A 22,207-nucleotide genomic window follows, 5' to 3' on the forward strand; every position below is an offset into this window, starting at 1 on the left:
TCAAATGCCCGAAGGCTTCCGGTCGCTCAGGCTGCCAGCGCGCCGCCTTCGCGCCGCCTGATGTTCATGCTTCGTTCGGGCTTAGCGTGTCTGGGAAAGCAGATCTTGTTCCGACCCCATATTGCTGGAAAGGGGAGGGGAACTCGCGCTCACCGGCAACCCGGAGTTGGTTTCCACACGCAGGACAGGTTATACGCCACCCCAGTAGCTGGTTTCGTAGGATTGGCGCTGGTTCAGCACCAGCAGGGCTGCAGTTCGTGCAGTAATGCGTGGGCCGCGTGGTGATGAGCCGACGCAATGATTGCGCGACATTTGCGAATGTTATTCGATGCACCACGGCCGGATCCGTGGCAAACATGTTGGCCAAGCGGATTTCCTGATCACTGCTTAGATGAAGATCAGCTGCTCGCAATGAGGAGGCCTCCGGCAGGCAATGCCGCAGCATGACCAGAGGTGGAACCGCATAGAAGCTGGCGTGCCTGCCGATCCAGGATGACAGGAGTTCGTCCAAATAGGGTGGCAACCGCACCGGCAGTTGCCGTTCTCGTGTGTTCTCCATCATGCGAACGCCGCTTCGGCATCGAATTCCGGCTCCCAGTTTTCGACCGCTTCGTCGGTGAGGTGTTCGCGGCCGCTCACTATGGCCTCGATGGCGAGGCTGTTGATCACGTGGAAGATGCTGGCGGTGATACCCTCGGTTATCTGCAGAATCCGTCGCAGCGATTTTGGGGTAAGCACCGAAGACCGACGCAGTGGCGTGTTGCGCAGGATCGACGCTACCAGGGTTTCGAATTGTTCGTTTGCAGCCCACCGGCTTAAGGTGAACTGCTCGAACCGGCGCGCAAGCTGAACGTCGCCACTGATGGCCTCCCGCGCCTCGTTGACCCCGAAGCATACCAGCGAGATCTGCAGACGATTGCTGAGGAAGCGCAAGTTCAGGACGATGCGCTGCTCGCGATAGGTTCCGGCGAGGATGTTGTGCACTTCGTCGATCACCAACACCTGCACGCCGATCGCTTCCATGATCCGCAATGCGGCCTGCTCCATCTGGGCAATGTCGGCGCGCGGCCGCTGCGGCGCGCCGAGAAGGGTGAGCAGTTCGGCGTAGAACCGTCGCTCGCCTGGGCGGCTGGTCATTTCCATGGCCAGGAGGGAGCATGAAAAAGTTGGGGGTCTCGTCGGCTCTGAGTTAGCCTGACCGCGATGTCCGACGGTGCAAATTCCGAAGTGTACCAACTCAAAGTGAGCTTGCGACGAATCTCGCCGATGATATGGCGCCGGCTGCTCGTTCCGGAAGAAATGACGCTCTACGCGCTGTACCGAACAATCCAGATCGCATTCGGCTGGGAGGACTACCATCTCCATGCTTTCAAGCTGCACGGCCGTCACTATGGTACGACTTGGACTGGCGAGCGCCACCGCGACGCGGCTGGCCGCGAGGTGACGCTCGCCGATCTCCAACTGCGCGTTTGCCAGAGGATCCGCTACGAGTACGATTTCGGCGATCTGTGGGAACACGAGATCCGGGTTGAGGCCAATCTCGAGCGAGAGGGCGGCAAGGTCTACCCGGTCTGCATCGCCGGCGCGCTGGCCGGTCCGCCTGAAGATATTGGTGGTCCACCAGGTTATATGGCGCTCGTCGATCGGATCCGCTTCGGCGACATCGATCGGCTGCTTCATGGGGATGAAGGAGATACCGATGGCGATGATCCGCTGCGCACCTTCGAAGCCGAGCGCTTCAGCCGGCGCGAGGTGAATGCAGCTTTGAGGCTCGAATTTTCGGAGCTCACCAGGGGCTGACCGCAACAGGTCGACATGCTTCCCTCTCCTGCAGATAAGGAGGGATACGGATGCGGTTTGCCATTCAACTCGTGATCGACGGCGGCGACGCAGCAGACGAAACGCAAGAGATTATCAGCTTCGACCGAACAGACGGTGGGCTGTCGATCGATGAACTCGGTCTGACGCTGGAAGAAGCGAAGAAGGCCCTTGCTGCGCTCCAGACCGCGATCACCGGTGCTCAGGTGATGGATCATTCCCGGTGCCAGCGGCCTTGCCCAGACTGCTGCAGACCCCGCGGGCTGAAGGATAACCGGACAATCACCGTGCGCACGTGCTTCGGCAAGCTCGCTCTGCCAAGTCCCCGATATCGACGCTGCCGATGCCAAGCGATGCCCGGCTTTGTCGCGCCTGTCGTGGCAGCGTTGCCCGAACGCGTTACTCCCGATCTGCTTGCGCTCGAGGCGCGTTGGGCGTCACTTGCAGCCTACGATGTCACTGCCGCTTTGTTGGCGGACGTATTGCCGATCAACGAGGCCGTGAACGCGTCGACTATCAGGAACGACGCGATGCGCGTCGCCGAGCGCCTCGAAGCTGAGCTCGGCCCCGAGCAAGCCATGTTCGCGAGCGGATGCCAGGCCGAATGGAACAAGATGCCGATCCCAGGACCGCCTGTAACGATCGGCATCGATGGCGGCTACGTGCCCAGTTGGACCGACAGGCCGACCAATTTCGAGGTGATCGTCGGCAAGTCCGTGCCCGAAGAAGGACCGGTACGGCGATTTGGCTTTGTGGCGGGGCATGACGAAAAACCGAAGCGCCGCCTTCACGAGCTTCTCATCGATCAGGGCATCGCGACGAACCAGGAGGTGACCTTCATGTCGGATGGCGCCTGCAATCTGCGCGACCTCCAATATTACATGCGTCCCAATGCGGAGCATGTTCTCGACTATTTCCACATCACCATGCGCATCACGGTGCTCCAACAGATGGCGCGTGGCCTGCCACCACCGGTCAGCGCCGCAGCGCCTGCGGCTGTCGCGGTGCTCGAAAGCGTGAGGCGCTATCTGTGGCACGGCAACGTCGGAAGGGCGCTTGAGCTGATTGAGGATTTCGGTGACGGCTTCGATCTGATCCGCGACCCACCACCGGAAGTACGCAAGCTGCGCCGGTATCTCGAGGAGTTTAGCCGCTACATCAGCAACAACGCCGAGCTCATTCCGAATTACGCCGAACGGCACCGCTATGGCGAGGTGGTTTCGACCGCCTTCGTCGAGTCGACGGTCAACCAGGTGATCGCAAAGCGCTTCGCCAAGAAACAGCAGATGCAGTGGACGCCACGCGGCGTCCATCTCCTCATGCAACTGCGAACCCGGGTGCTCGACGGCACGCTGGACAACGATTTCAAGCGTTGGCGCGAGGCGCGGCAGAAATCTGAAAATGCCCTCAAGTTGGCCGCCTGATGGCCCCCAACTTTTTCATGCTCCCTCCACCCAACGCCTCACGATCTTCGCCGTCACCGCGAATTGCAACGCTGCCTGGGCTTGGGAAAGGTCACCTTCTATCACCGCAAGCGCCATCTCCTCTCGACGCAGCGGCGTGAGACGGGCATTCTTATGAATGTTCATTCGGACCCTCCGGCGAATCTGAAGCGTGGTAACTCCAGTCTCCTCGGTCAGGTCCGAATGGACAACCTTCTGAAAGCCCACAGCTAGTTGAACTCGGCGCCGTCCGCGAGCTGTCCGGCCGACCAACATTCCGCGTATACGGGCTGTGACGACGATGGCGGAGGGCGCAACTAAACGGCGAAGGGAAGGGCAGGGAGGCGAAGGCCGATCAGGCGAACGGCGACCAGTTGACCAGCTGTTTGACCGGGAGCTGGATCATCTGCCGCCCGAGGCGCGCTGGCGCGAATGGATGCATCGCGTCGAGGCGACGATCTTTGCGGCGAATGAACCTGTCGGGCGCGAGACGCTGGCTCGCATCGTCGGCAAAAGCTGCAGCATAGATCTTCTGATCGACAACATTCGGGAAGAACTGCGCGGCCGGCCCTATGATCTGGTCGCTATCGCCGGGGGCTGGAAGCACCTGACCCAACCCGCCTATGCCAATGCCATTCGGGCGGCGGTCGGCAGCAGTGAGACGAAGGCCAACCTGAAGCAGTCCGAAGTGCTGGTGCTCATGTGTATCGCGTATTTCCAGCCGATCACGCGTGGAGAGTTATCGTCGTTTTTTGGTAAGGAAGTTTCGCGCGATCTAATCGGTCATCTGCGCGGCGCAAAGTTGATCGCCTCCGGGCCGCGCAGTCCGACGCCGGGCGCGCCCTACACCTATGTGACGACGAAAGACTTCCTGCTCGAGTTCGGGCTAGATACGCTGCGCGATCTGCCGGATTTCGAGGCGCTGGAAGACGCCGGATTGCTGTCGAAAGAAAAGCTGCTGGCCGGCGATTTTCCGACCGGCTTGGCCGGCGGAGAGAAAGAGCACGAGACCGATGTCATCGAGGACCAGCTCTCTTGAGTGAACGTTAGCGCGTTGCGCATTCAGAGATAGCCAGGCAATGGTGGCGAGTTCGTCCCAGGCATAGCGATCGCACAGACGCATTGTCGAAGCGGCAACTCCTCAATCCGTTCTTGCTGTCCTGGGCGGCCTCGTCGGTCGGAATTCGGAGGGCAGGGCGATTTGTTCCCAATCGTAGCCGAGCGCTTCGTCAGGTTCGCAAAAGCCTCTCAATGATAGGAAATAAGTGCATGCTTTGTCGGCATAGAGACAATTGAGGGAATCTTTGCTGCGCACGCGATCGCGGGGGCGACGCCCAACAATCGGTCGTCTGCCTAACGCTCCGCCCTTGGAAGATGCTGTTGAACAATTCGATAAATGCATTTGTCTGTGGAGTTGCTGCTTGCCGGCGAAGAGACTTAAAACGCGCCCGGTATCCGCCAAACCAAACGCTTCGCAACTTGAGGGATACTTTGAGAAGAGTCCGTTGCCTTTCTTCGGTCTGTCCGAAGACTTTTTCTAAATCTGACTAATCGAGAAGAAAGGAAAACCCAAACTCTGACGAGCAGCGCTTTCATGCTTTTCTATCCTGCCGAATGATTTCAAGAAGAAATATGGGCGGTAGCGTAGGCGAAACTCCGGCCGGTGGCGATGTGTTGCCATCGGCCGGGTTGTGTCTGTTAATTCTGACGCGGATTGTTCAAAGTCTCATGCCGCTTCGGTGGGGTGGTTGCGCTTAAAGTCGTTGAGGCCGCATCGATCGATGCCGCGGACGAGCATAAGCGGCCGGAGGTGATGAGCCGCGCCCGGTGAGTTCTTGGCGTGAACGGGGTCCATCGCGTCGAAGTCGAAGTGGCTGGTCGTCGGCATGAACCGCATCGCGCAGCCCGCCCGCTCCTTGTCGCTCAGGTTCCGCGTCGCGCCGTGGATCGTGAAGGCGTCGAAGAACACCATCTCGCCGGCCTCCATCTCAAGATCGACGGCGTCGGCCTCATTGAACTCGTTGGCGTCGAGCTGATGCTGGAAGATCACGTCCTCCTTGTGATCCTTCGAGTGCTTGCCGATCTGCTTGGCGGCATGCGAGCGCGGGATCATCCGCATGCAGGCATTTTCGATGAAGCTGTCGAAGACAGCGATCCAGACACTGATCGAGACGAGCGGCTTGATCGGCCAGAAGGTGCCGTCGCGATGCCAAGGCGTGGCCGGGCCGCCGCCTTGCTTCTTGTAGAACAGACCGCAATCCCAAAGCACGATATCCGGCCCGATCAGCTGTTCGGTGATGTCGAGCAGCCGCGGATGCGCGGCGATGTCGAGCCACTCCTTCGTCGTGTTAATCTGCTGCACCTTGTTGCCCGGCACGTGCAGCATCACCAGCGGATGGTTCAGCTTGTCGGGGTTTTCCGCCACCGCCTTGCGGGCCAGCCGCTGCATTTTGGCGACATCCTCTGGCGGAAAGCGCCACTTGGGAACGAGATAGCCCTCCCGTTCGTAGAACGCGATCTCGTCCTCCGACAAAAGAGCCTGTCCACCCTTCACTTGCGCTTCTGCGATTGCCATGTTCCGTTACCTCCTTTTGGCAGTTCAGAATTTGTGTGACGTCGATTTCAAAGCCCGCCGAAGGCAAACGAAATCCAAGCGACGGACCTGATCGTCGCTTCTCAACCTGCATGGACCTCGGCTATTTGCGGCGAGCCGAAACGGTGTCCGCGACTCATCGGCAACCCATCTCCAGTTGCCGATGAAAGCTGGATGGCGGCTTGGTATGAGCCGTCGACGATGTCTTCGATCTCGCCCCGCTCGGTTCCAGCAGTCTCCAGAGTAGCGACATAGCCAGCGAGTGCTTCGTCAAGCAGTTCCAGAAGCGATGTCCGCGCGCACCCCATGTAGTCGCCCGACCGAACCGTCGTCAGCACGCGGTCAAACGCTCTCCTGTCGTAGAGTATGGCGATCCGCGGGTGCCCCTGCTCTCGCAGGCTCCGCGAAACCCGGCGGCACAGGGTGATGTGAAGTTTCGACGCGACGTTGATCATGTTGTCAGTCGAAGCACGGTCGTAGTGGTGTTCGAGAGCGTCGAGCGCACGCACGAGTGCTTTCGGGCGCAGATGTGCTGGCCGTTCGCCAGGAGCGTGTCGCCCCTCTCAATCAACGATGCGCACAGCGCTTCGTATTCACTGATGCCCGCAACCACGCGCTCGCGACCGAGCGCGCACGCCCCGCAACGCTGTAAATCGCCCTTGCACACGATCGCCTTCTCCTCCGGCTCTGCGCGCGCCCTCCCGGCGCGTGGATTACATAGTCTAGTATTACGGTATTATGATGATAATGGCAAGCGGGTTCTTCGTTCTCGTGGCACCGGTCAGGCTACGCTGTTGACGGCCGCTGTCCCTGGATGCCGCTGCCACAGGCAAGCACAATGGAAGGAAGTGCAGGGATAGGAGAACGTTGCTTTGCAAGCGTACCTCCAGCCTCATGCCGGATGGCTTACAAGGAAACGCTGTCCGCCCCCGCCCGCGCTATGATAAGAATTCATGCGGCTGGAGAGCACCGATGGCGCCCTTGCAAATTGGTCATAATACTATATGACAGATGATTATCGGTCTCGGTGGGCGACGCACGTCCCGTCGAAGTCGATCGCCGCGATACAAGTGATGTCCGGTGGCGGGGAATCTCGTTAGACACCCGTCGAATTCGTTGCCGAAGAGCAGGATCGTGGACGCCAAGAATTTTCGTGTCGAAAGGGCAAACGAAACAGTGCGCGCCCGAACGGTCGACGCGCTGCGCAATGCGATCCTTGCCAATCATTTCAAACCCGGGGACAGGCTGCTGGAGCGCGAGCTTTGCGAGTTGACCGGCGTGAGCCGGACCTCCGTGCGCGAGGCATTGCGACAACTGGAGACCGAAGGCCTGGTTGAAATTCTTGTCAATCGCGGTCCGGTGGTCGCCGTGGTCGACGAGTTGGCTGCTCGGGACATCTTTGAAATGCGCGAGGCGATCGAAACGATGGCCGCTCGCCTGTTCGTGCAACGCGCCAGCGAAGAAGAACATCGGGATATTTTGGCGGTCCTGGAGAAGTGCGTCGAATCGGCGAGGGCCCGCAATCGGCAGGAGATGCTCGATTTCTCCGAAAGGTTCTCCGAGATTCTGTTCGCTGGCTGCAAGAATGGGCTGTTCGCCAATTTGTACAAGACGCTACGGGCGCGGCTGGCATTCCTGCGCATGACCATGGTCCGATCTCAGCGGGACGATGAAGTCGCAAAGTCCATCAATCTGCTGAACCGGATCATTTCGGCCATCCAGCGCCGGGACCCGGAGGCGGCGTCTCTGGCCTGCGCGGAACGGATCAAGGATGCGGCCGAGGTCACCCTACCGAAGATCGCGCGGCTCACCGAGCGGTCGAACTAGCCGGGGCGCATGCGGTCGCTGTCTCTTTAAGTTATGTCGCCGCCGAACTCGACTTCGCGATACGAACACCGGAGTCGCCGTCGAACAGGTGGACATTTACCGGCTCCGGTTCCAGCCGGATCTGCTGTCCGCGCTGGAAATTGTGCCGCTCCGAGAATGTCGCGCAGATGTTGCTGGTGCCGGCCAGGCCGAAGACCAGCGTTTCGGAGCCGGTCTGTTCCTGCACGTCGATCCTTGTCGCGATGCCACCGCTCTCCACGAGCTTCAGGTTGCCCGGCCGAACGCCGTAGACGACACGTTGCCCGTCCGTGATATGGGCGTCACCCCTCCAGGGCAGTTCGATCCCGTCCTTGGTGATCAGCCTGATCGAGCCGTTCGCGGCCGCAACGCTGCATTCGATGAGGTTCATAGGCGGCGAGCCGATGAAGCCCGCGACGAAGATGTTGTTCGGGTTGTCGAAGATGTCGAGAGGCGATCCGAACTGCTCGATGTTGCCGCTTCGCATGACGACGATCTTGTCCGCCATTGTCATGGCCTCGATCTGGTCGTGTGTCACGTAAATGCAGGTGGCATTCAGGCGCTGGTGCAGGGACTTGATCTCAGTCCGCATCTGCACGCGCAGCTTGGCGTCCAGGTTTGAGAGCGGTTCATCGAAGAGGAATACCTTCGGATCCCGGACGATCGCACGACCCATCGCAACGCGCTGCCGCTGGCCACCAGAGAGCTGCCGCGGGTAGCGGTCCAGGTACTGGTGGAGATCGAGGATCTGCGCCGCCTCGTGCACCTTCTTTCGGATGATCTCCTTGTCCGTGCCCGCCAACCGCAGACTGAACCCCATATTGTCGAAGACGTTCATATGCGGATAGAGCGCGTAGTTCTGGAAGACCATAGCGATGTCGCGGGCCTTCGGGTGAAGGTTGTTCACCGTCTTTCCGCCGATCATTATGTCGCCTGACGTTAGATCCTCGAGCCCCGCGATCATCCGCAGGAGTGTGGACTTGCCGCAGCCCGATGGCCCGAGCAGAACCACGAACGAATTGTCCTCGATCTCGATGTCGATCCCATTGAGGATCTGGAGCGCCCCGTAGGACTTCACGACGTTTTTGATGGCTACGGACGACATTGTTCCTACGCTTTCAATTGATTCTGGACGCGTTCGAGATCACGATCGCCGACTATCCTGGCGTGACGCCGCAGCACTTTTTCCCGCAGCTGGCAGCGCCGCCAGCAGACTCCTCAGATGCTCAATGGAGCGCTTCAGCCCGATGCTGGGTTCCGGCAACTGCTCGGGAACCCAGCGGGTCTCGTACTCGATCGATAGATCGCCCGAGAAGCCAAGCGCATCCAGCCCACTCAGCATTGCCTTCCAAGGGATCACACCATCGCCAATCGCCCTGGCACAGCGGCCGCTCGGGAAACCGACATCGAAGATGTAGTCTTTGACATGGACGACCCGTGTTCCGCCCGCCTGTATCTCAAGGTTCTCGGGGAACCCTTCCTTGCCGTCGCGGATCAGGTTGGCCGGATCGTAAATAATCCCGACATGCGCATGATTGATCGCGCGCCAGATAGCGTCGGTTCTCTTTGCATCGTCGGCCAACGTCCCGTCATGATTCTCGATGTTCAGGTAGGTGCCATGCGACGCTGCAAAGTCTCCGAGGCTGCCGAGAGCGTCAACAAGAATTGCTACCGAACTGCTCCATTCGCTGTCGGGAACGTCGGAGCCGGCCAGCACGCGGACGCTTGATGCTCCCAGGACTGTCGCATGCTCGATCGCCTTCTTGAAGGCGTCGATGGTCGTCTGGCGAAGTTGCCCATCCGTCGCATTCAGATGTTTCAAATAGGGCGTCAGGGACCTGATGGGCACGCCCTTCTCGTCCGACGCGCGCCTCAGAGCCTTCGCGTCGTCGATCGAAGCAGCGGGATCGAGCGCGCATCGATAGCCTTGTTGTGTAATGAGATCGACGCCGTCGAAGTCGAGCTTGCGCGCCAGATCCAATGCGGCTGATGGATCGAGATCCGGTGTCGCCATCGTGTGAAGAAGTATGTTCATAGGACTCTCGGCAGCGGCTGATCGGACGAGTGTTGGATGCAGACCTTGATCGATCGAACGCTCATATAAGGCCCGCTTCCGAGGCGATGCGCCGGATCTCAGCCCGTTCGTGATCCGAGACGCCCAGCTGCGGCAGCCTGACCGTGGCGTGCTGGAATTGCCCCTGCAGTTTCAGAAGCTCCTTCATTCGCGGACGGAAATCGCGCACGGGAGCACGCCAACAATATCGGGCAATTGGAGACAGCCTGTCCCAGATCTGCTTGCCGTGATTGTAGTCGCCGCGGGCAACCGCCTGCTGCATCTCGACGAGTTCGCGCGTCGCGGTCCCGGCGAAGCCGATCAGCGCGCCGTCGCAACCCATCATCAGAGCTTCAAAGATGAAGGTGTCGCTGCCTGTCAGAATCGCAGGTCGGTTGGATACGGCGCCTGCCGAAGCAACCGCCTGGATGGTCATCTGTGCGTCGAACGACGATTCCTTGATGGCGAAAAGCTCGGGAATCTCGCACATCGCCTTCATGAGTTCAGGGGTGAAATCGGGACCCCATCCGCGCGGAAACTGAAACGCGACGATCGGTAGTTCGACGCCCGACGCGATGCTACGATGGAAATGCGTGACCATCTCGATGGGGAGAGGCGTTCCAAGAAACGTGGGAAAAGCGGGGAAGACGACAAGTCCTTCCGCCCCGGCTTTCTTCAGTGAACGGCCGAGCTCGATGGCGAGTTCGGTCGAGCCGGCAAGAACGCCAGAAAGCAGCGGGCAGGAACCGTCCAGAACCTCCTTGCAGATCCGGATGACTTCGAGCTGCTCCTCGATTCGAAGCGACACGACTTCGCTCGCATCCATGTTCATGGCGACAGCCGATGGTCGCTGCTGGCCGATCCAGGCCATGTAGCTTCTCAGGCCGTCCCAATCGATCGATGCGTCGGGAAGCATAGGCAGCAGGGGTGCTGCAATCAGTCCTGAGTAGGGGCGCGCGAGCATTGTCATCGTGTCGAGGCCTTTCGGAAGGAATTCGTGGATTATTGCTGGAAGAATTCGATGAACTGGCCGGCGGGAGCCAGCTCGGCAGCCGCATGGAGAAGTGCCGGCGTGATTTCGGCCATGCGCCTGCTGTCCAAGCGAGCGCTGGGCCCGGCAATGCTCACCGTGCCCACAACCACCCGATCGGTCGGGCGAACGATGGCCGCTCCGAGCGCGGCCGTGCCGACGGCGGCGCTGTCCACCACCACCGCATAGCCCCTCGACCGCGTTTCGCGCAGGCAATTCAGAAGTTCCGTCGTGTCCTTGGGCGCGCGGGTGCCGTGGTCCTCGGGCTTACCGAAGCCTTGCTTGGTCGCGATGCGAAGCGCTTCGGCGTCGGGGAGGGAGGACAGCCAGGCCTGTCCCGAAGCCGTGCAGAACAGTTTAGCTTCTCGACCCATGTCCGGATCGTAGCGCAGCCCGGCGACTGCACCCTGGGCCTTCGCTACCCATGTCAGCCGTTCGTCATCGACGACCGCCAGTCTTACGAGTTCCCGGCTAATACGCGCCAGATTGTCCAAGACAGGCTGCACCATGTCGGCCAGGCCGTTCGCGGACAAGCACTGGAACCCAAGCGAGATCAGCTTGGTCGTCAGTACGTATCTCTGATTGTCGCGCAGCTGTCTCACGTAACCGAGCTGAGAAAGCTCGGCCAGGAGCCTGTGCATGCTTGCAACCGGCATTTGTCGGCGATCCGCAAGCGCCTGCAGGGAAACGCCGCCGCGCTCGTCCGCCATGTGCTCGAGGACTCCCAGTGCCCGTCCTACAAGTCCCGCTGACATCCCGATCCTCGCCCAGCCGACTTTTCCAGAATTAGTACTTGCTTTCCATAGTGGAGCGTGTTTCCATATTTGTGTCAAGGCATCGCCGGGCGTTAACGGGAGGAAAAGATGGTTTCAGTGTCCGCAGGATTGAAAATCTCTGCAGGCCGTGCGCGCGCGCTCCTCGTGGGTTGCGCTGTCGTTTTGCCGAGCGCCGCGAGCGCTCAGAACGTCGAGCTCAAAGTGTGGTCGCAGCTGACGACGGCGTCACAAACCGACGTGATCAAGAAGCACGTGAACGAATGCATCGCGAACATGCCTGGCGTGTCCGTCGAATTCGAATCCGTGACGCTCGACACACTGTATTCGCGCCTGCTGACCTCGCTTCAGAGGGGAGACGTGCCCGATGTCATGAATACGACCGAAGGCGTGGTGGCATTCCTGTCTGCCCGCGACGCGCTGCACCCGGTCACAGGCATAGTCGACAAGCTAGGCAAGGACGACTTCCGCCAATCCAACCTGAACGCGGTCAGCAAAGACAATCAGATCTGGGCGATCCCCGACTGGGCGCTGCATCAGGAGGTCTGGTATCGCAAGGATCTGTTCGCAGCCGCCGGGATCCAGCCGCCGAAGTCATGGGCAGATCTTCTGACCGCCGCCAAGGCGTTGAATGTGGACACCAACGGAGACGGCAACATCGACCGTTATGGTTTTGCCGTGCCAATGGCGCGCGTCCAGGTGGCGGCGCAGACCTATTTCCAGATCCTCTATTCGGCGGGCGGCACGATCTTCGATCCCAAGACGGGCGAATACGCCTTTGCCGCGCACCGCGAGAAGGCGATCGAGGCGCTGGAGTTCATGATCGAGCTCTACAAAGCCGCATCGCCCCCTGCCAGCGTGGAATGGTCGTACAACGACTTCCGCACCGCGATCGTCAAGGATCAGGTCGCGATGACCAACGAATGGGGCGCCGTGGTCCTCATCGCCAAGGAACAGAATCCTGAGATGCTCGACAATTTCAGTGTCTTTCCGTTCCCGGGTCCGGACGCTGGGCAAAAGCCGGCTGCCGCCTTGGCAGGTGGTTACTATTATCTGATGACCAAGACCAATGAAGCGAAGGAAGCGGCCTCGGCGGCGCTTCTGGAGTGCATGTTCACGCCGGAACGGCTGGCCGAGCGCACCAATTCGCGTCCGATCTTCGCAATTCCTGCCACGCAGAGCGCGTTTGACAATTCGGTCTACACATCGAATGAGTTTGTCGAGAAGTTCCGGCCCGAGTTGGAGATCATCTTCAACGAGGTCATGGGCAACTGGTACCGCTATGGCAGCGAGGCTGGGATGAATCCGCTGACGGGCCAGATCGAGGCAACCAGCTTCGTCGGTGACGCCATTCAGAATGCGGCACTGGGCCGTTCGACCGCAGCCGAGGCGGTGGATGCGATCGATCAGCAGTTCCGTCAGCTGATCGAGCAGAAGTAAGTGCTGGTCGAGAATCAGGCTCCGGAGCACAGTTAGGTATGCTCGGCAGACTCTCATTGAGGCGAAGACAGCAGATTTCGGGGGCACTGATGGTGCTCCCGGGAGTGCTGGTGATTGTCCTGTTCATCGCGTATCCCGTCTTCGAGGCGCTGCGACTGAGCCTGTACGAAATCGATCTCCTCTCGGGCAACGAACGCTATGCGGCCCTGAACAATTATGTCGCGGTTTTCAACGACCCGAAATTTCCACGTGTGCTGTTCAACACCTTCGTCTGGTCGGTCGGGTCGCTGATCGGTCAGTTTGTGTTGGGCTTCTGGGCAGCGCTGCTGATCAATCGCGATCTGCCGGGCATGCGACTTGTTCGGTCGATCTTGCTCATGCCGTATGTCGTGCCGGTGATAACGGTTGCGCTTTGCGCGCGCTGGATGCTGGACGGCACCTACGGAATCCTGTCCGAGGGGTTGCAGGCGTCGGGTCTGCTCGGACACAACCAGTCGCCGCTGGCCAGCCCGACATCGGCGATGGTCTCGGTCATCATCGCCAATGTCTGGCGTAGCTTCCCGTTTGTCATGATCGCCTATTGGGCGGCCATGCAGGGCATACCCAAAGAACAGTATGAAGCCGCGAGGATCGACGGCGCAAGCCGATGGCAAGAACTGCGCTTCGTCACCTTGCCGAACCTCATGGCGGTGACGGTGACCCTGATCATGCTGCGGCTCTTCTGGACGGTGACGTATTTCGATCTCATTTGGCTGATGACCCAGGGAGGCCCGGGCGGTGCAACGGAACACTGGCCGATCTGGGTGCATCAGGAGGCGATGGGCTTCTTCCGGTTCGGCTATGCGGCGGCCATCGCTGTAACGCTTTCGGCAACGCTGATGCTGTCGTGGATGCTCTATGCAGGCGTGACGCGGATCAGGAGGGCCCAGTGAAATCCCGTTCCCGGTTTGACGTCGTGGCGCACTACGGTGCGGCGCTGTTGTTGGTGGGTTTCGTCGCCTTTCCGCTGGCGTGGATGGCGATAGCCTCTGTCACCGCGGCAGGACAGCTGTTCACGTCACCGCCACGCCTGTTTCCCAGCGAGTTCACGCTTGACTGGTACCGGTCGGTCTGGAGCGCGTCGGAAGCGCCGCGCTTCTTTATGAACAGCCTGGTGATCGCCCTCGCGACGACGGTCGCATGCGTTATCATCGGCATCCTCAGCGCCTATGCCACCACTCGGTTCGAGTTTCCGGGCAAGCAGCTCTTCCTGGTGGGCGCGCTGGCCAGTTACGTGTTTCCCGCGATCCTGCTTTTCCTGCCGGTCTACCTGATCCTGACCGGGCTGGGGCTGACCAACACGCTTGTCGGCATCGTAGTCGCCCATATCGTCGTCAGCTTTCCGTTCGCGGTGTGGATGCTGCGGTCCTATCTGCTTGCCATTCCGCGAGAGCTGGACGAGGCGGCATGGGTCGACGGCGCATCCTACCTTCGGACGCTGATCTCGGTCGTACTGCCCGTTTGCCTGCCGGGGGTGTTCTCCACGGCGATATTCATATTCGTTCTGTCGTGGAACGAGTTTCTGTTCGCGAGCGTGATCGCCGAATCCAGCCGCAACAAGACAATCACAGTCGGTATCGCCGAATTCATCACGGCATTCGATGTGCGATGGGGCGAGATCATGGCCCTTGGCACGATCGCGACGGTACCGGTGGTGATCCTTTTCATATCCGTGCAGCGCTACTTCCTGAAGGGCGTGCTGGAAGGCGCGGTCAAGGGCTAGCGACAGCAACGGTGCGGATGCGTTGCGCGCAGGCGCATGGACGCCCAGTGAGGTAATCGATCATGGCAATTGCCGCCGCACCGTTCACAGGCGCCGCGCCGATGCGCGACACGACCGTGTTCGACTACATCATCGTCGGCGGCGGGACCGCCGGCACGGTGCTTGCCAACAGGCTTTCCGCGCGCAGCGCCAACAGTGTGCTGGTCTGCGAGGCCGGGCAGGACACACCTCCCGGAAAGGTGCCTTCGGAGATTCTAGATAGTCATCCTGGCCGGGCCTACATGAACCCGAAATACACATGGCCCGGACTCAAGGTTCATACGCGCGCGATTTCGCACAACCAGCCAGAGGAGGGCCGGGCTCCCGCGCGACCCTATCTGCAGGCACGGGTGATGGGTGGTGGGTCCTCGATCAACGGGCAGATGGCCAATCGTGGCGCTCCGGCCGACTATGACGAATGGGAAGCGCGCGGCGCCACCGGATGGAATTGGGAGAACGTCCTCCCGTATTTCAAGCGCCTTGAACGCGACATCGATTTCGACGGCCCGCTTCACGGAAAGGAAGGGCGCATCCCGATCACCCGGATTTTTCCGGATCTGTGGAGCGAACATGCCAAGGCCATCGGCAAGGTGTTTGGCTCTATGGGCTACAAATACCTGCAAGACCAGAATGGCGTGTTCGAGGACGGCTATTTCCCGCTCCCGATCGCCAACATCTACGAGACACGGGTTTCGGCCCCGATGGGCTATCTGGATCCGACCACGCGCATGCGGCCGAACCTACGGATTTCTCCGTTCACCCAGGTGACCGAACTGTTGTTCGACGGCAAGAAGTGCATCGGCGTGAAAGCGTTGCGTGATGGCCAGGAAGTGACGTTCCACGCCAACGAGGTCGTGGTCAGCTCGGGGGCAATCCATTCGCCGACACACCTGCTTCGGGCAGGCATCGGGCCTGCCGGACAGCTCAAGGACCTGGGCATCGAGGTGCGGCACCATCTTCCCGGCGTGGGTGTCGGCTTGATGGATCATCCCGCCGTGGCGATCTCTGCATTCGTGAAGCCATTCGCGCGCATGAACTACTTCACGCGGCGTCACCACCTGCTCGGTTTGCGCTTCACCTCAAGCATCGAAGGCGCGCAGCAGGGCGACATGTTCGTCGTGGCGAACACCAAGTCCTTCTGGCACGCCGTCGGCAGGCAGTTCGGATCGATGGTGATATGGGCCAACAAGACCTATTCCGAGAACGGACAGGTTCGGCTCCGGTCATCGGATTGGCGCGACCAGCCCATCGTCGAGTTCAATCTTCTCTCCGACGTGAGGGACTTCGATCGGTTGGTTGAAGCGATGCGCCTCATGGCTCGTGTTCACGAGGATCCTGTCATGCAGGATGTGAGCCAGGATGCATTCCCGGCCATTTGGGGAGAGCGGGTCCAGCAGTTCGGTGCGGTCAATCTGCCGAACAAGCTCTTCACCGATTTCGCCGCCAAGCTGCTCGACGGCCCGAGAATGCTGCACGATCTCATGATCCGCCGGTTCGTTTGGGACCGTTACTCCATGAAGGATATCCTTGAGGACGAGGAGAAGATGGACACCTTCGTCCGTGAAGGAACGATCGGTCTCTGGCATGCCTCCTCGTCTTGCCGCATGGGTCGTCCGGACGACCCCATGTCCGTGGTCGATCCGGCGGGACGTGTAAAGGGCGTTTCGGGCCTGCGGATCTGCGACACGTCGATCTTCCCGGTCATTCCCTGCGCCAACACTTTCTTTCCGGCGATGATGGCGGCGGAGAAGATTTCGGACTCAATCCTCGAAGGCGACTAGCCGTCAGTTCATGCGGAGCGTCCGCGAGCCATGAAGAACAGGGAAATGACAGGATGAAGACGCGAAAGCTGGGCGCATTGGAGGTTTCGGCCATCGGCCTTGGCTGCATGAGCATGAGCGACCGCTACGGGCCGCCGGCCGACAAGCAGGACATGATCCGGCTGCTTCGTTCGGCGCACGACCTTGGGGTCACTATGTTCGACACAGCTGAGTCCTACGGGCCGTTCACGAACGAGGCCCTGCTCGGGGAGGCCTTGGCGCCTGTGCGCGATACCGTCGTGCTTGCCACGAAGTTCGGTTTCGACATCGATCTGGAGACCGGTGCAAGGCGCGGCGGCACCAACAGCCGGCCGGAACATGTTAAGGCCGTGGCGGATGCCGCGCTGAAGCGGCTCAGGACGGATCGGATCGACCTCTTCTACCAGCATCGGGTCGATCCGGACGTTGCCATCGAAGAGGTTGCGGGCACCGTGGGGGAATTGGTTGCTGAAGGCAAGGTAAAGCACTTTGGCTTGTCGGAGCCAGGCGTGCAGACGATCCGTCGTGCACACACGGTGCATCCGGTCGCTGCCGTGCAAAGCGAGTATTCGCTGTTCTGGCGCGAGCCGGAGGCAGAGTTATTTCCCGCCCTCCAGGAACTGGGGATAGGCCTCGTTCCTTTCAGCCCTCTGGGCGCGGGCTTCCTGACCGGCAAGATGGATGAGACAACGGCTTTCGACCCGACGGACTTTCGCAACAGCATCCCCCGGCTGTCGCCGGAGGCGAGGCGAGCGAACATGATATTCGTCGATCTGATCCGTCAGATAGCGGCGAGAAAGCAGGCGACACCGGCGCAGGTGGCGATCGCCTGGATCCTTGCTCAGCGGCCCTGGATAGTTCCGATACCGGGCACCACGAAGCAGCATCGCCTCGAGGAAAACCTTGGCGCGGCCGACCTGGACCTAACCGCCGAGGATCTTCGCGAGATCGATTCCGGTCTGTTGGGTCTCACCGCCAAAGGCGATCGATTGCCCGAAGTGGCGCTGCGGATGACAGGCCTTTGATCGCTCGATCGTCGTCAGCAACACTGCAGATCAATTCAGCCAGGGAGCATATTGCGTGAGGCAGACGTGGCGCTGGTTCGGACCGAAGGATCTCTGCTCCGTTGACGACATGCGGCAGGCTGGCGTGGAGGGTGTAGTGTCGGCGCTCCATCATGTTCAGCCTGGCGAAGTCTGGACGCCATCGGAGATCGATCGTCGCCAGCGCGAGATCGCAACGATGAGTGACGGCTCCGCGTCAACGCTGAAATGGGAGGTGGTCGAGAGTCTGCCGGTGTCGGAGCACGTGAAGAAGCAGAAGGGCGCGTGGCGGTCCCACATCGAAGCCTGGAAAGCCTCGATGCGTAACCTGCACGACGCTGGGATTCGCGTCATCTGCTACAATTTCATGCCGGTTCTTGACTGGACGCGCACCGACCTCCGCTACCGAGTGCCTACCGGTGCGACCTGTATGCGCTTCGACATCATGGACTTCGCGATTTTTGACATCCACATCCTTGGCCGCCCGAATGCGGCAGCCGATTTCTCGGAGGCGGTGGTGGATGCGGCCGCCCGCCGCGCGTCGATCATGGCCGATGATCGAAAAGTCGGACTTATGAGAAACATCATCAGCGGCTTGCCCGGAGGAGCGGCGACGTTGAGCCTTGACGATGTTCGTGCGCATCTAGCGGAATATGATGGGATTTCCGCCGAGAGTTTGCGCCGAAACCTGATCGACTTCCTCGAAGAGGTTTCTCCACTCGCGCAGACACTGGGAATGCGGCTCTGCTGTCATCCGGACGATCCGCCTTTTCCTCTTCTCGGATTACCGAGGATCGTGTCGACGGAGGCCGACTACGAGGCCGTTATGCAGGCGGTGGATATTCCCGCGAACGGCATCACTTTGTGTTCCGGCTCTCTGGGGGCAAGACCCGACAACGACCTGCCCGGCATGATGAACCGTCTCGGCCACCGCGTACACTTCCTGCATCTTCGAAATGTTCGTCGCGAAAGTTCCGCCGTCATCGGCAGCTTTCATGAAGACGAGCACCTCGCAGGTGAAACCGACATGGTCGCTTTGATCGCGGCTGTCGTTCGAGAGGAGGTCCGCCGCCGCGCGGCGGGACGCGAGGATACCTCAATTCCGTTTCGGCCTGATCACGGTCAGGACATCCTCGACGATCATGGGCGAAGGACGCAGCCGGGCTATCCCACAATTGGCCGGCTAAAGGGCCTGGCGGAGCTGCGAGGGATTATGAAAGCGCTTGAGCACCCTAAGGAAGGGGTGAGCAATGTCGAAAGAATATGATAGCATAGAGTTCGCCTCTGAGGTGGGGAGAGCACAATGAAGCGGAGTCGAATCCAATCTATGTTTAGGCGTATCTGTCGATAGATCACTTCAGCGGAAGTCACAGATAAAACGGTGACGATAGAGAAAGACGCACCACTCGCCGCAATGGCCCTGGTTTGGCTGGGCGCACGATGAAGTGAGCCATCTCACGCGCAGGCCCCCGCAGGACGCATGCGTGAGAGTGTACCTGCGAACTCATGCCTCGCCCCTTTGATGTTGAGCGGGAGTTGAAGATGTGGGTTGGCGAGTAGGGCATCTTCGGGTGCTGTCACGTTGTTTTGGGTTAACGGATTGGAGGTAAGTATCCCTTCGCCGAAGGCCGTCTGGCCTGATTTGCTGATCGGCCTTAAGCCCATGCCTTATGTCATGCGCTACAGTCATTTCACCCATTGAGGTTCTGCCTGCCGACGACCTTGGCCGGCGGCGGGATTGGAGGGATGAAGAGAAGATCCGGATCGTAGAGGAAAGCCTGCGGGGTTTTCGCCAGGTTCTGCGACAGCGCGGCGCTACGGACTATCACGGTCATTGTTGACCCGCTGGCGTCGGGAGTACCGCACCGGGCTTCTGGGCAGCCCCTCACGACAAGCTTTTGTTCCACTGCCGCTCTCCCCGCCGGAAGCCTCGCCTGGTGATGTGACGGCAAAGCCTGTGTCTGGCGGCGATGTCCAGATCACGATCGATCTGGTGAACGGCCGTCGCCTGACGATCCCGACGGCGCTGGATCCCGATATTCTCGCCCGTCTGTTGCCAGTTCTGGATGCGTCATGATCGCGTTTCCGGCCGGGGTGAAGGTCTGGATCGCGGGCGGCGTGACGGATATGCGCTGCGGCATGAACCGCCTGGCGCTGAAGGTGCAGGAAGGGCTCGGGCGCGATCCTCATGGCGGCGAGGTGTTCTGCTTTCGAGGCCGCAAGGGCGATCTGATCAAGGTCCTGTGGCATGACGGGGTCGGCATGTCGCTTTATATGAAGCGCCTGGAGGCGGGAAAGTTCATCTGGCCTATCAGCCAGAGTGGTTCCGCCGTGCCGGTATCGTCGGCGCAGCTCGGCTATCTTCTGGAAGGAATCGACTGGCGCAATCCGCGCTGGACACAGCGGCCCTCGAAGGCAGGCTGATCGCCTATATTCCTCTGTTTTTGTTGGGCTTTTTGCATGTGGCATGGTAGCTTCCCGCCATGGATGAGGCTGCTTCGGAGATAGCCAGATTGCGTACCGCGCTTGCCGCATCGGAAGCGCGCGCCGCCTCGGCCGAGGCCGATCTCGCGCAGGTGCGCGCCGTCGTTACCACTTCCGAGGCGATGATCCGGCACCTCAAGCTCGAGATCGCCAAAATGCGGCGGGAACAATACGGCCAGAGTTCGGAACGCCGCGCCCGACTGATCGATCAGATGGAACTGGAACTCGAAGAACTCGAGGCCGACGCCACCGAGGACGAGATCGCGGCGGAACGCGCCGCGACGAAGATCACGAATGTTTCCGCCTTCGAACGCCGTCGTCCGGCGCGCAAACCGTTTCCAGAACACTTGCCACGCGAGCGGCTGGTCATCGAGGCTCCGTCGACCTGCACCTGTTGCGGTTCGCTCCGGATCGTGAAGATGGGCGAAGACATCACCGAGACGCTGGAAGTGATCCCGCGCCAATGGAAGGTGATCCAGACGGTGCGCGAGAAGTTCACCTGTCGGGATTGCGAGAAGATCTCGCAACCACCGGCGCCCTTTCATGCCACGCCGCGCGGATGGGCGGGGCCGAACCTGCTGGCCACGATCCTCTTCGAGAAGTTCGGCCAGCATCAACCTCTGAACCGTCAGGCCGAGCGTTATGCCAGGGAGGGCGTCGATCTCAGCCTTTCCACGCTGGCCGATCAGGTCGGGGCTTGCGCCACCGCCCTGCAGCCGGTCCATGATTTGATCCGCACCCATGTTCTTGCCGCAGAGCGACTACATGGGGATGACACGACCGTGCCGCTTCTGGCCAAGGGCGCAACGAGGCAGGCCAGGCTCTGGAGGTATGTCCGCGACGATCGTCCTTTCGCGGGCGGCGCGCCTCCCGCGGCACTCTTCCATTTCTCTGCCGATCGCGAGATGACCCACCCCAACCGGCATCTCGCCGGGTGGAGCGGCACGCTGCAAGCCGACGCCTACGGCTTGGCGGCTACAACGATCTCTATCGCGCTGGTCGCGACCCCGCGCCGGTGCTCAGCGCGCTCTGCTGGAGCCATGCGAGGCGCAAGTTCTTCGAACTGGCCGACATCGCCGGCAACGTGCGCAAGGGCAAACCCGCTCACGAGATCTCGCCTGTCGCGCTTGAGGCCGTGGCTCGTATCGATGCCCGTTCGATATCGAACGTGGCATAAACTGTATGCCTGCCGAGGAGCGGCTTGCTGCCCGACAGCAGCATGCCCGCCCGCTCGTCGAGGAATTGCACGACTGGCTCACAGCTCAGCGCTCGCAAATGTCCAGGCACAATCCTGTCGTCAAGGCGATCAACTACATGTTCGAGAAGGAGGGACGCTGGGAGGCCTTTACCCGGTTCCTCGATGACGGCAGGCTTTGTCTTTCGAACAATGCCGCCGAACGCGCCCTGCGCGGTATCGCCCTGGGGCGCCGGGCGTGGTTATTCGCCGGTTCCCAGCGCGGAGGCGAGCGCGCCGCTTTCATGTATTCCCTGATCGTCACGGCAAAGATGAACGATATTGATCCGCAGGCCTGGCTGGCGGATGTGCTCGCCCGCATGCCGAACATATCTGTGTCCCGATTGCCGGAACTGCTCCCGTGGAACTGGTCACGCGCCGACAACGCCCGGCAGGTAGCGGCCTGATGGCGCACCCGACGCATGTCTACACGATCGAATACGTCGCCACGTTGATCGGCGAGAATCTCGAACTGCTTCGGGAGATCGCCAGCAATTCCGACAACATCGATGACAGCGAGATGATCCATGTCCACGACGGAACCGAAGAGGGCATCTCGACCTTCACGGACCGGGGCATCGAGAGCCTGCAAGAGTTCCTCGCAGACGTGCGATCCTGGGAGGGCGGTGTTCGAAAATTCCTCCTGGATTCCCAATGCGATCCTCAACCGATCGCGCGCATCATGGCAGACGAGCCGAAATCATAGTCCCTACGGCCTTGCCCGGATGGATACGGAGGTAATGGCCCCGGCATGTCTGACGCTGTCGCCCGTTACAAAAACCACCGCTTTCCAACCGAGATCATTGCCCGCGCGGTCTGGCTCTACTACCGGTTCCCGTTGAGCCTGCGCCA

The 22,207-nt window shown here is 60.5% G+C and carries 21 protein-coding genes and 4 pseudogenes; 15 read left to right on the top strand and 10 right to left on the bottom strand.

Translation table 11 applies throughout. From position 1 onward, the window contains the following. Positions 1 to 64: 64 nt before the first annotated feature. Both RB623_RS29340 and RB623_RS29345 read right to left on the bottom strand, forming a co-directional pair. The gene (locus tag RB623_RS29340; RefSeq protein ID WP_308060726.1) at positions 65 to 562 is read right to left on the bottom strand and encodes a TniQ family protein; all 498 of its coding nucleotides are present in this window, start codon (positions 560 to 562) and stop codon (positions 65 to 67) included. After that, positions 559 to 1,152: pseudogene (locus RB623_RS29345) on the bottom strand (TniB family NTP-binding protein); the annotation flags it as partial. The gene RB623_RS29340 and the pseudogene RB623_RS29345, both read right to left, overlap by 4 nt. A gap of 51 nt (positions 1,153 to 1,203) precedes the next feature. Here RB623_RS29345 and RB623_RS29350 point away from each other — a divergent pair. Then, entirely contained in the window at positions 1,204 to 1,800 is a 597-nt protein-coding gene (locus RB623_RS29350) for a plasmid pRiA4b ORF-3 family protein (protein WP_308060728.1), read from the top strand. 50 nt (positions 1,801 to 1,850) lie between these two features. Next, a complete protein-coding gene (locus tag RB623_RS29355; RefSeq protein WP_308060730.1) occupies positions 1,851 to 3,242 on the top strand; it encodes an ISKra4 family transposase in 1,392 nt (463 codons plus the stop codon). Positions 3,243 to 3,266: 24 nt separating this feature from the next. Here RB623_RS29355 and RB623_RS29360 read toward each other — a convergent pair. Next, a pseudogene (locus RB623_RS29360) lies at positions 3,267 to 3,407 on the bottom strand (IS481 family transposase); the annotation flags it as partial. Between the two features lie 154 nt (positions 3,408 to 3,561). On the opposite strand from RB623_RS29360, the gene RB623_RS29370 reads away from it, so the two are divergent. Further along, the gene (locus RB623_RS29370; protein ID WP_308060732.1) at positions 3,562 to 4,299 is read left to right on the top strand and encodes an SMC-Scp complex subunit ScpB; all 738 of its coding nucleotides are present in this window, start codon (positions 3,562 to 3,564) and stop codon (positions 4,297 to 4,299) included. Between the two features lie 687 nt (positions 4,300 to 4,986). Here the strand turns inward: RB623_RS29370 and RB623_RS29375 are convergent. Further along, positions 4,987 to 5,835, bottom strand: coding sequence for a phytanoyl-CoA dioxygenase family protein (locus RB623_RS29375; RefSeq protein ID WP_308060733.1), 849 nt, complete (start codon positions 5,833 to 5,835; stop codon positions 4,987 to 4,989). Positions 5,836 to 5,936: 101 nt separating this feature from the next. After that, entirely contained in the window at positions 5,937 to 6,362 is a 426-nt protein-coding gene (locus tag RB623_RS29380) for a hypothetical protein (protein WP_308060734.1), read from the bottom strand. A 625-nt stretch (positions 6,363 to 6,987) separates the two neighbouring features. Between RB623_RS29380 and RB623_RS29385 the strand changes: the two genes are divergently transcribed. Next, positions 6,988 to 7,680 (top strand): GntR family transcriptional regulator, encoded by a 693-nt coding sequence (locus tag RB623_RS29385; RefSeq protein ID WP_308060735.1) that lies wholly within the window; start codon positions 6,988 to 6,990, stop codon positions 7,678 to 7,680. Between the two features lie 31 nt (positions 7,681 to 7,711). Here RB623_RS29385 and RB623_RS29390 read toward each other — a convergent pair whose 3' ends face one another. The 4 genes from RB623_RS29390 to RB623_RS29405 all read right to left on the bottom strand — a co-directional run bounded on the left by RB623_RS29390 (position 7,712) and on the right by RB623_RS29405 (position 11,536). Then, positions 7,712 to 8,803: a sn-glycerol-3-phosphate ABC transporter ATP-binding protein UgpC gene (locus RB623_RS29390; RefSeq protein WP_308060737.1), complete on the bottom strand. Its 1,092-nt coding sequence runs from the start codon at positions 8,801 to 8,803 to the stop codon at positions 7,712 to 7,714. Between the two features lie 39 nt (positions 8,804 to 8,842). Continuing rightward, on the bottom strand, positions 8,843 to 9,733 hold the full coding sequence (locus RB623_RS29395; RefSeq protein WP_308060739.1) for a sugar phosphate isomerase/epimerase family protein: 891 nt from the start codon (positions 9,731 to 9,733) through the stop codon (positions 8,843 to 8,845). Positions 9,734 to 9,794: 61 nt separating this feature from the next. Further along, positions 9,795 to 10,721 carry a dihydrodipicolinate synthase family protein gene (locus RB623_RS29400; protein WP_308060740.1) on the bottom strand — a complete coding sequence of 309 codons (927 nt, stop codon included), beginning with the start codon at positions 10,719 to 10,721 and terminating at the stop codon, positions 9,795 to 9,797. A 32-nt stretch (positions 10,722 to 10,753) separates the two neighbouring features. After that, positions 10,754 to 11,536 (bottom strand): IclR family transcriptional regulator, encoded by a 783-nt coding sequence (locus RB623_RS29405; RefSeq protein WP_308060742.1) that lies wholly within the window; start codon positions 11,534 to 11,536, stop codon positions 10,754 to 10,756. Between the two features lie 108 nt (positions 11,537 to 11,644). Here RB623_RS29405 and RB623_RS29410 point away from each other — a divergent pair, with 108 nt between their 5' ends. From RB623_RS29410 to uxuA, 6 genes are all read left to right on the top strand, one after another. Beyond that, positions 11,645 to 12,994, top strand: coding sequence for an extracellular solute-binding protein (locus RB623_RS29410; RefSeq protein WP_308060743.1), 1,350 nt, complete (start codon positions 11,645 to 11,647; stop codon positions 12,992 to 12,994). A gap of 110 nt (positions 12,995 to 13,104) precedes the next feature. Continuing rightward, complete coding sequence (locus tag RB623_RS29415) at positions 13,105 to 13,926, top strand: sugar ABC transporter permease (protein ID WP_308060744.1); 822 nt, start codon at positions 13,105 to 13,107, stop codon at positions 13,924 to 13,926. Next, positions 13,923 to 14,756, top strand: a complete 834-nt coding sequence (locus RB623_RS29420; RefSeq protein WP_308060746.1) for a carbohydrate ABC transporter permease — start codon at positions 13,923 to 13,925, stop codon at positions 14,754 to 14,756. The genes RB623_RS29415 and RB623_RS29420 overlap by 4 nt, the downstream gene beginning before the upstream one ends. Positions 14,757 to 14,818: 62 nt before the next feature. Further along, positions 14,819 to 16,576 carry a GMC family oxidoreductase N-terminal domain-containing protein gene (locus RB623_RS29425; RefSeq protein ID WP_308060748.1) on the top strand — a complete coding sequence of 586 codons (1,758 nt, stop codon included), beginning with the start codon at positions 14,819 to 14,821 and terminating at the stop codon, positions 16,574 to 16,576. 53 nt (positions 16,577 to 16,629) lie between these two features. Then, the gene (locus tag RB623_RS29430; RefSeq protein ID WP_308060749.1) at positions 16,630 to 17,619 is read left to right on the top strand and encodes an aldo/keto reductase; all 990 of its coding nucleotides are present in this window, start codon (positions 16,630 to 16,632) and stop codon (positions 17,617 to 17,619) included. A gap of 55 nt (positions 17,620 to 17,674) precedes the next feature. Beyond that, positions 17,675 to 18,904, top strand: coding sequence for a mannonate dehydratase (uxuA, locus tag RB623_RS29435; protein WP_308060751.1), 1,230 nt, complete (start codon positions 17,675 to 17,677; stop codon positions 18,902 to 18,904). A gap of 424 nt (positions 18,905 to 19,328) precedes the next feature. On the opposite strand, the gene RB623_RS29440 is transcribed toward uxuA, so the two are convergent. Beyond that, on the bottom strand, positions 19,329 to 19,472 hold the full coding sequence (locus RB623_RS29440; RefSeq protein WP_308060753.1) for a hypothetical protein: 144 nt from the start codon (positions 19,470 to 19,472) through the stop codon (positions 19,329 to 19,331). Between the two features lie 2 nt (positions 19,473 to 19,474). Between RB623_RS29440 and RB623_RS29445 the strand changes: the two genes are divergently transcribed. The 5 genes and pseudogenes from RB623_RS29445 to RB623_RS29465 all read left to right on the top strand — a co-directional run. Further along, positions 19,475 to 19,714: a hypothetical protein gene (locus tag RB623_RS29445; protein ID WP_308060754.1), complete on the top strand. Its 240-nt coding sequence runs from the start codon at positions 19,475 to 19,477 to the stop codon at positions 19,712 to 19,714. Next, positions 19,711 to 20,061, top strand: a complete 351-nt coding sequence (tnpB, locus tag RB623_RS29450) for an IS66 family insertion sequence element accessory protein TnpB (RefSeq protein WP_308060755.1) — start codon at positions 19,711 to 19,713, stop codon at positions 20,059 to 20,061. The genes RB623_RS29445 and tnpB overlap by 4 nt, the downstream gene beginning before the upstream one ends. Positions 20,062 to 20,120: 59 nt before the next feature. Continuing rightward, positions 20,121 to 21,762 (top strand): annotated as a pseudogene (locus RB623_RS29455) (IS66 family transposase). Next, positions 21,762 to 22,061: a hypothetical protein gene (locus RB623_RS29460; RefSeq protein ID WP_308060756.1), complete on the top strand. Its 300-nt coding sequence runs from the start codon at positions 21,762 to 21,764 to the stop codon at positions 22,059 to 22,061. The pseudogene RB623_RS29455 and the gene RB623_RS29460 overlap by 1 nt, the downstream one beginning before the upstream one ends. Before the next feature lie 45 nt (positions 22,062 to 22,106). Continuing rightward, positions 22,107 to 22,207, top strand: a pseudogene (locus tag RB623_RS29465) (IS6 family transposase); the annotation flags it as partial.

Origin of the sequence: Mesorhizobium sp. LHD-90 (assembly GCF_030929505.1) — a bacterium.
Taxonomy (GTDB): domain Bacteria; phylum Pseudomonadota; class Alphaproteobacteria; order Rhizobiales; family Rhizobiaceae; genus Kumtagia.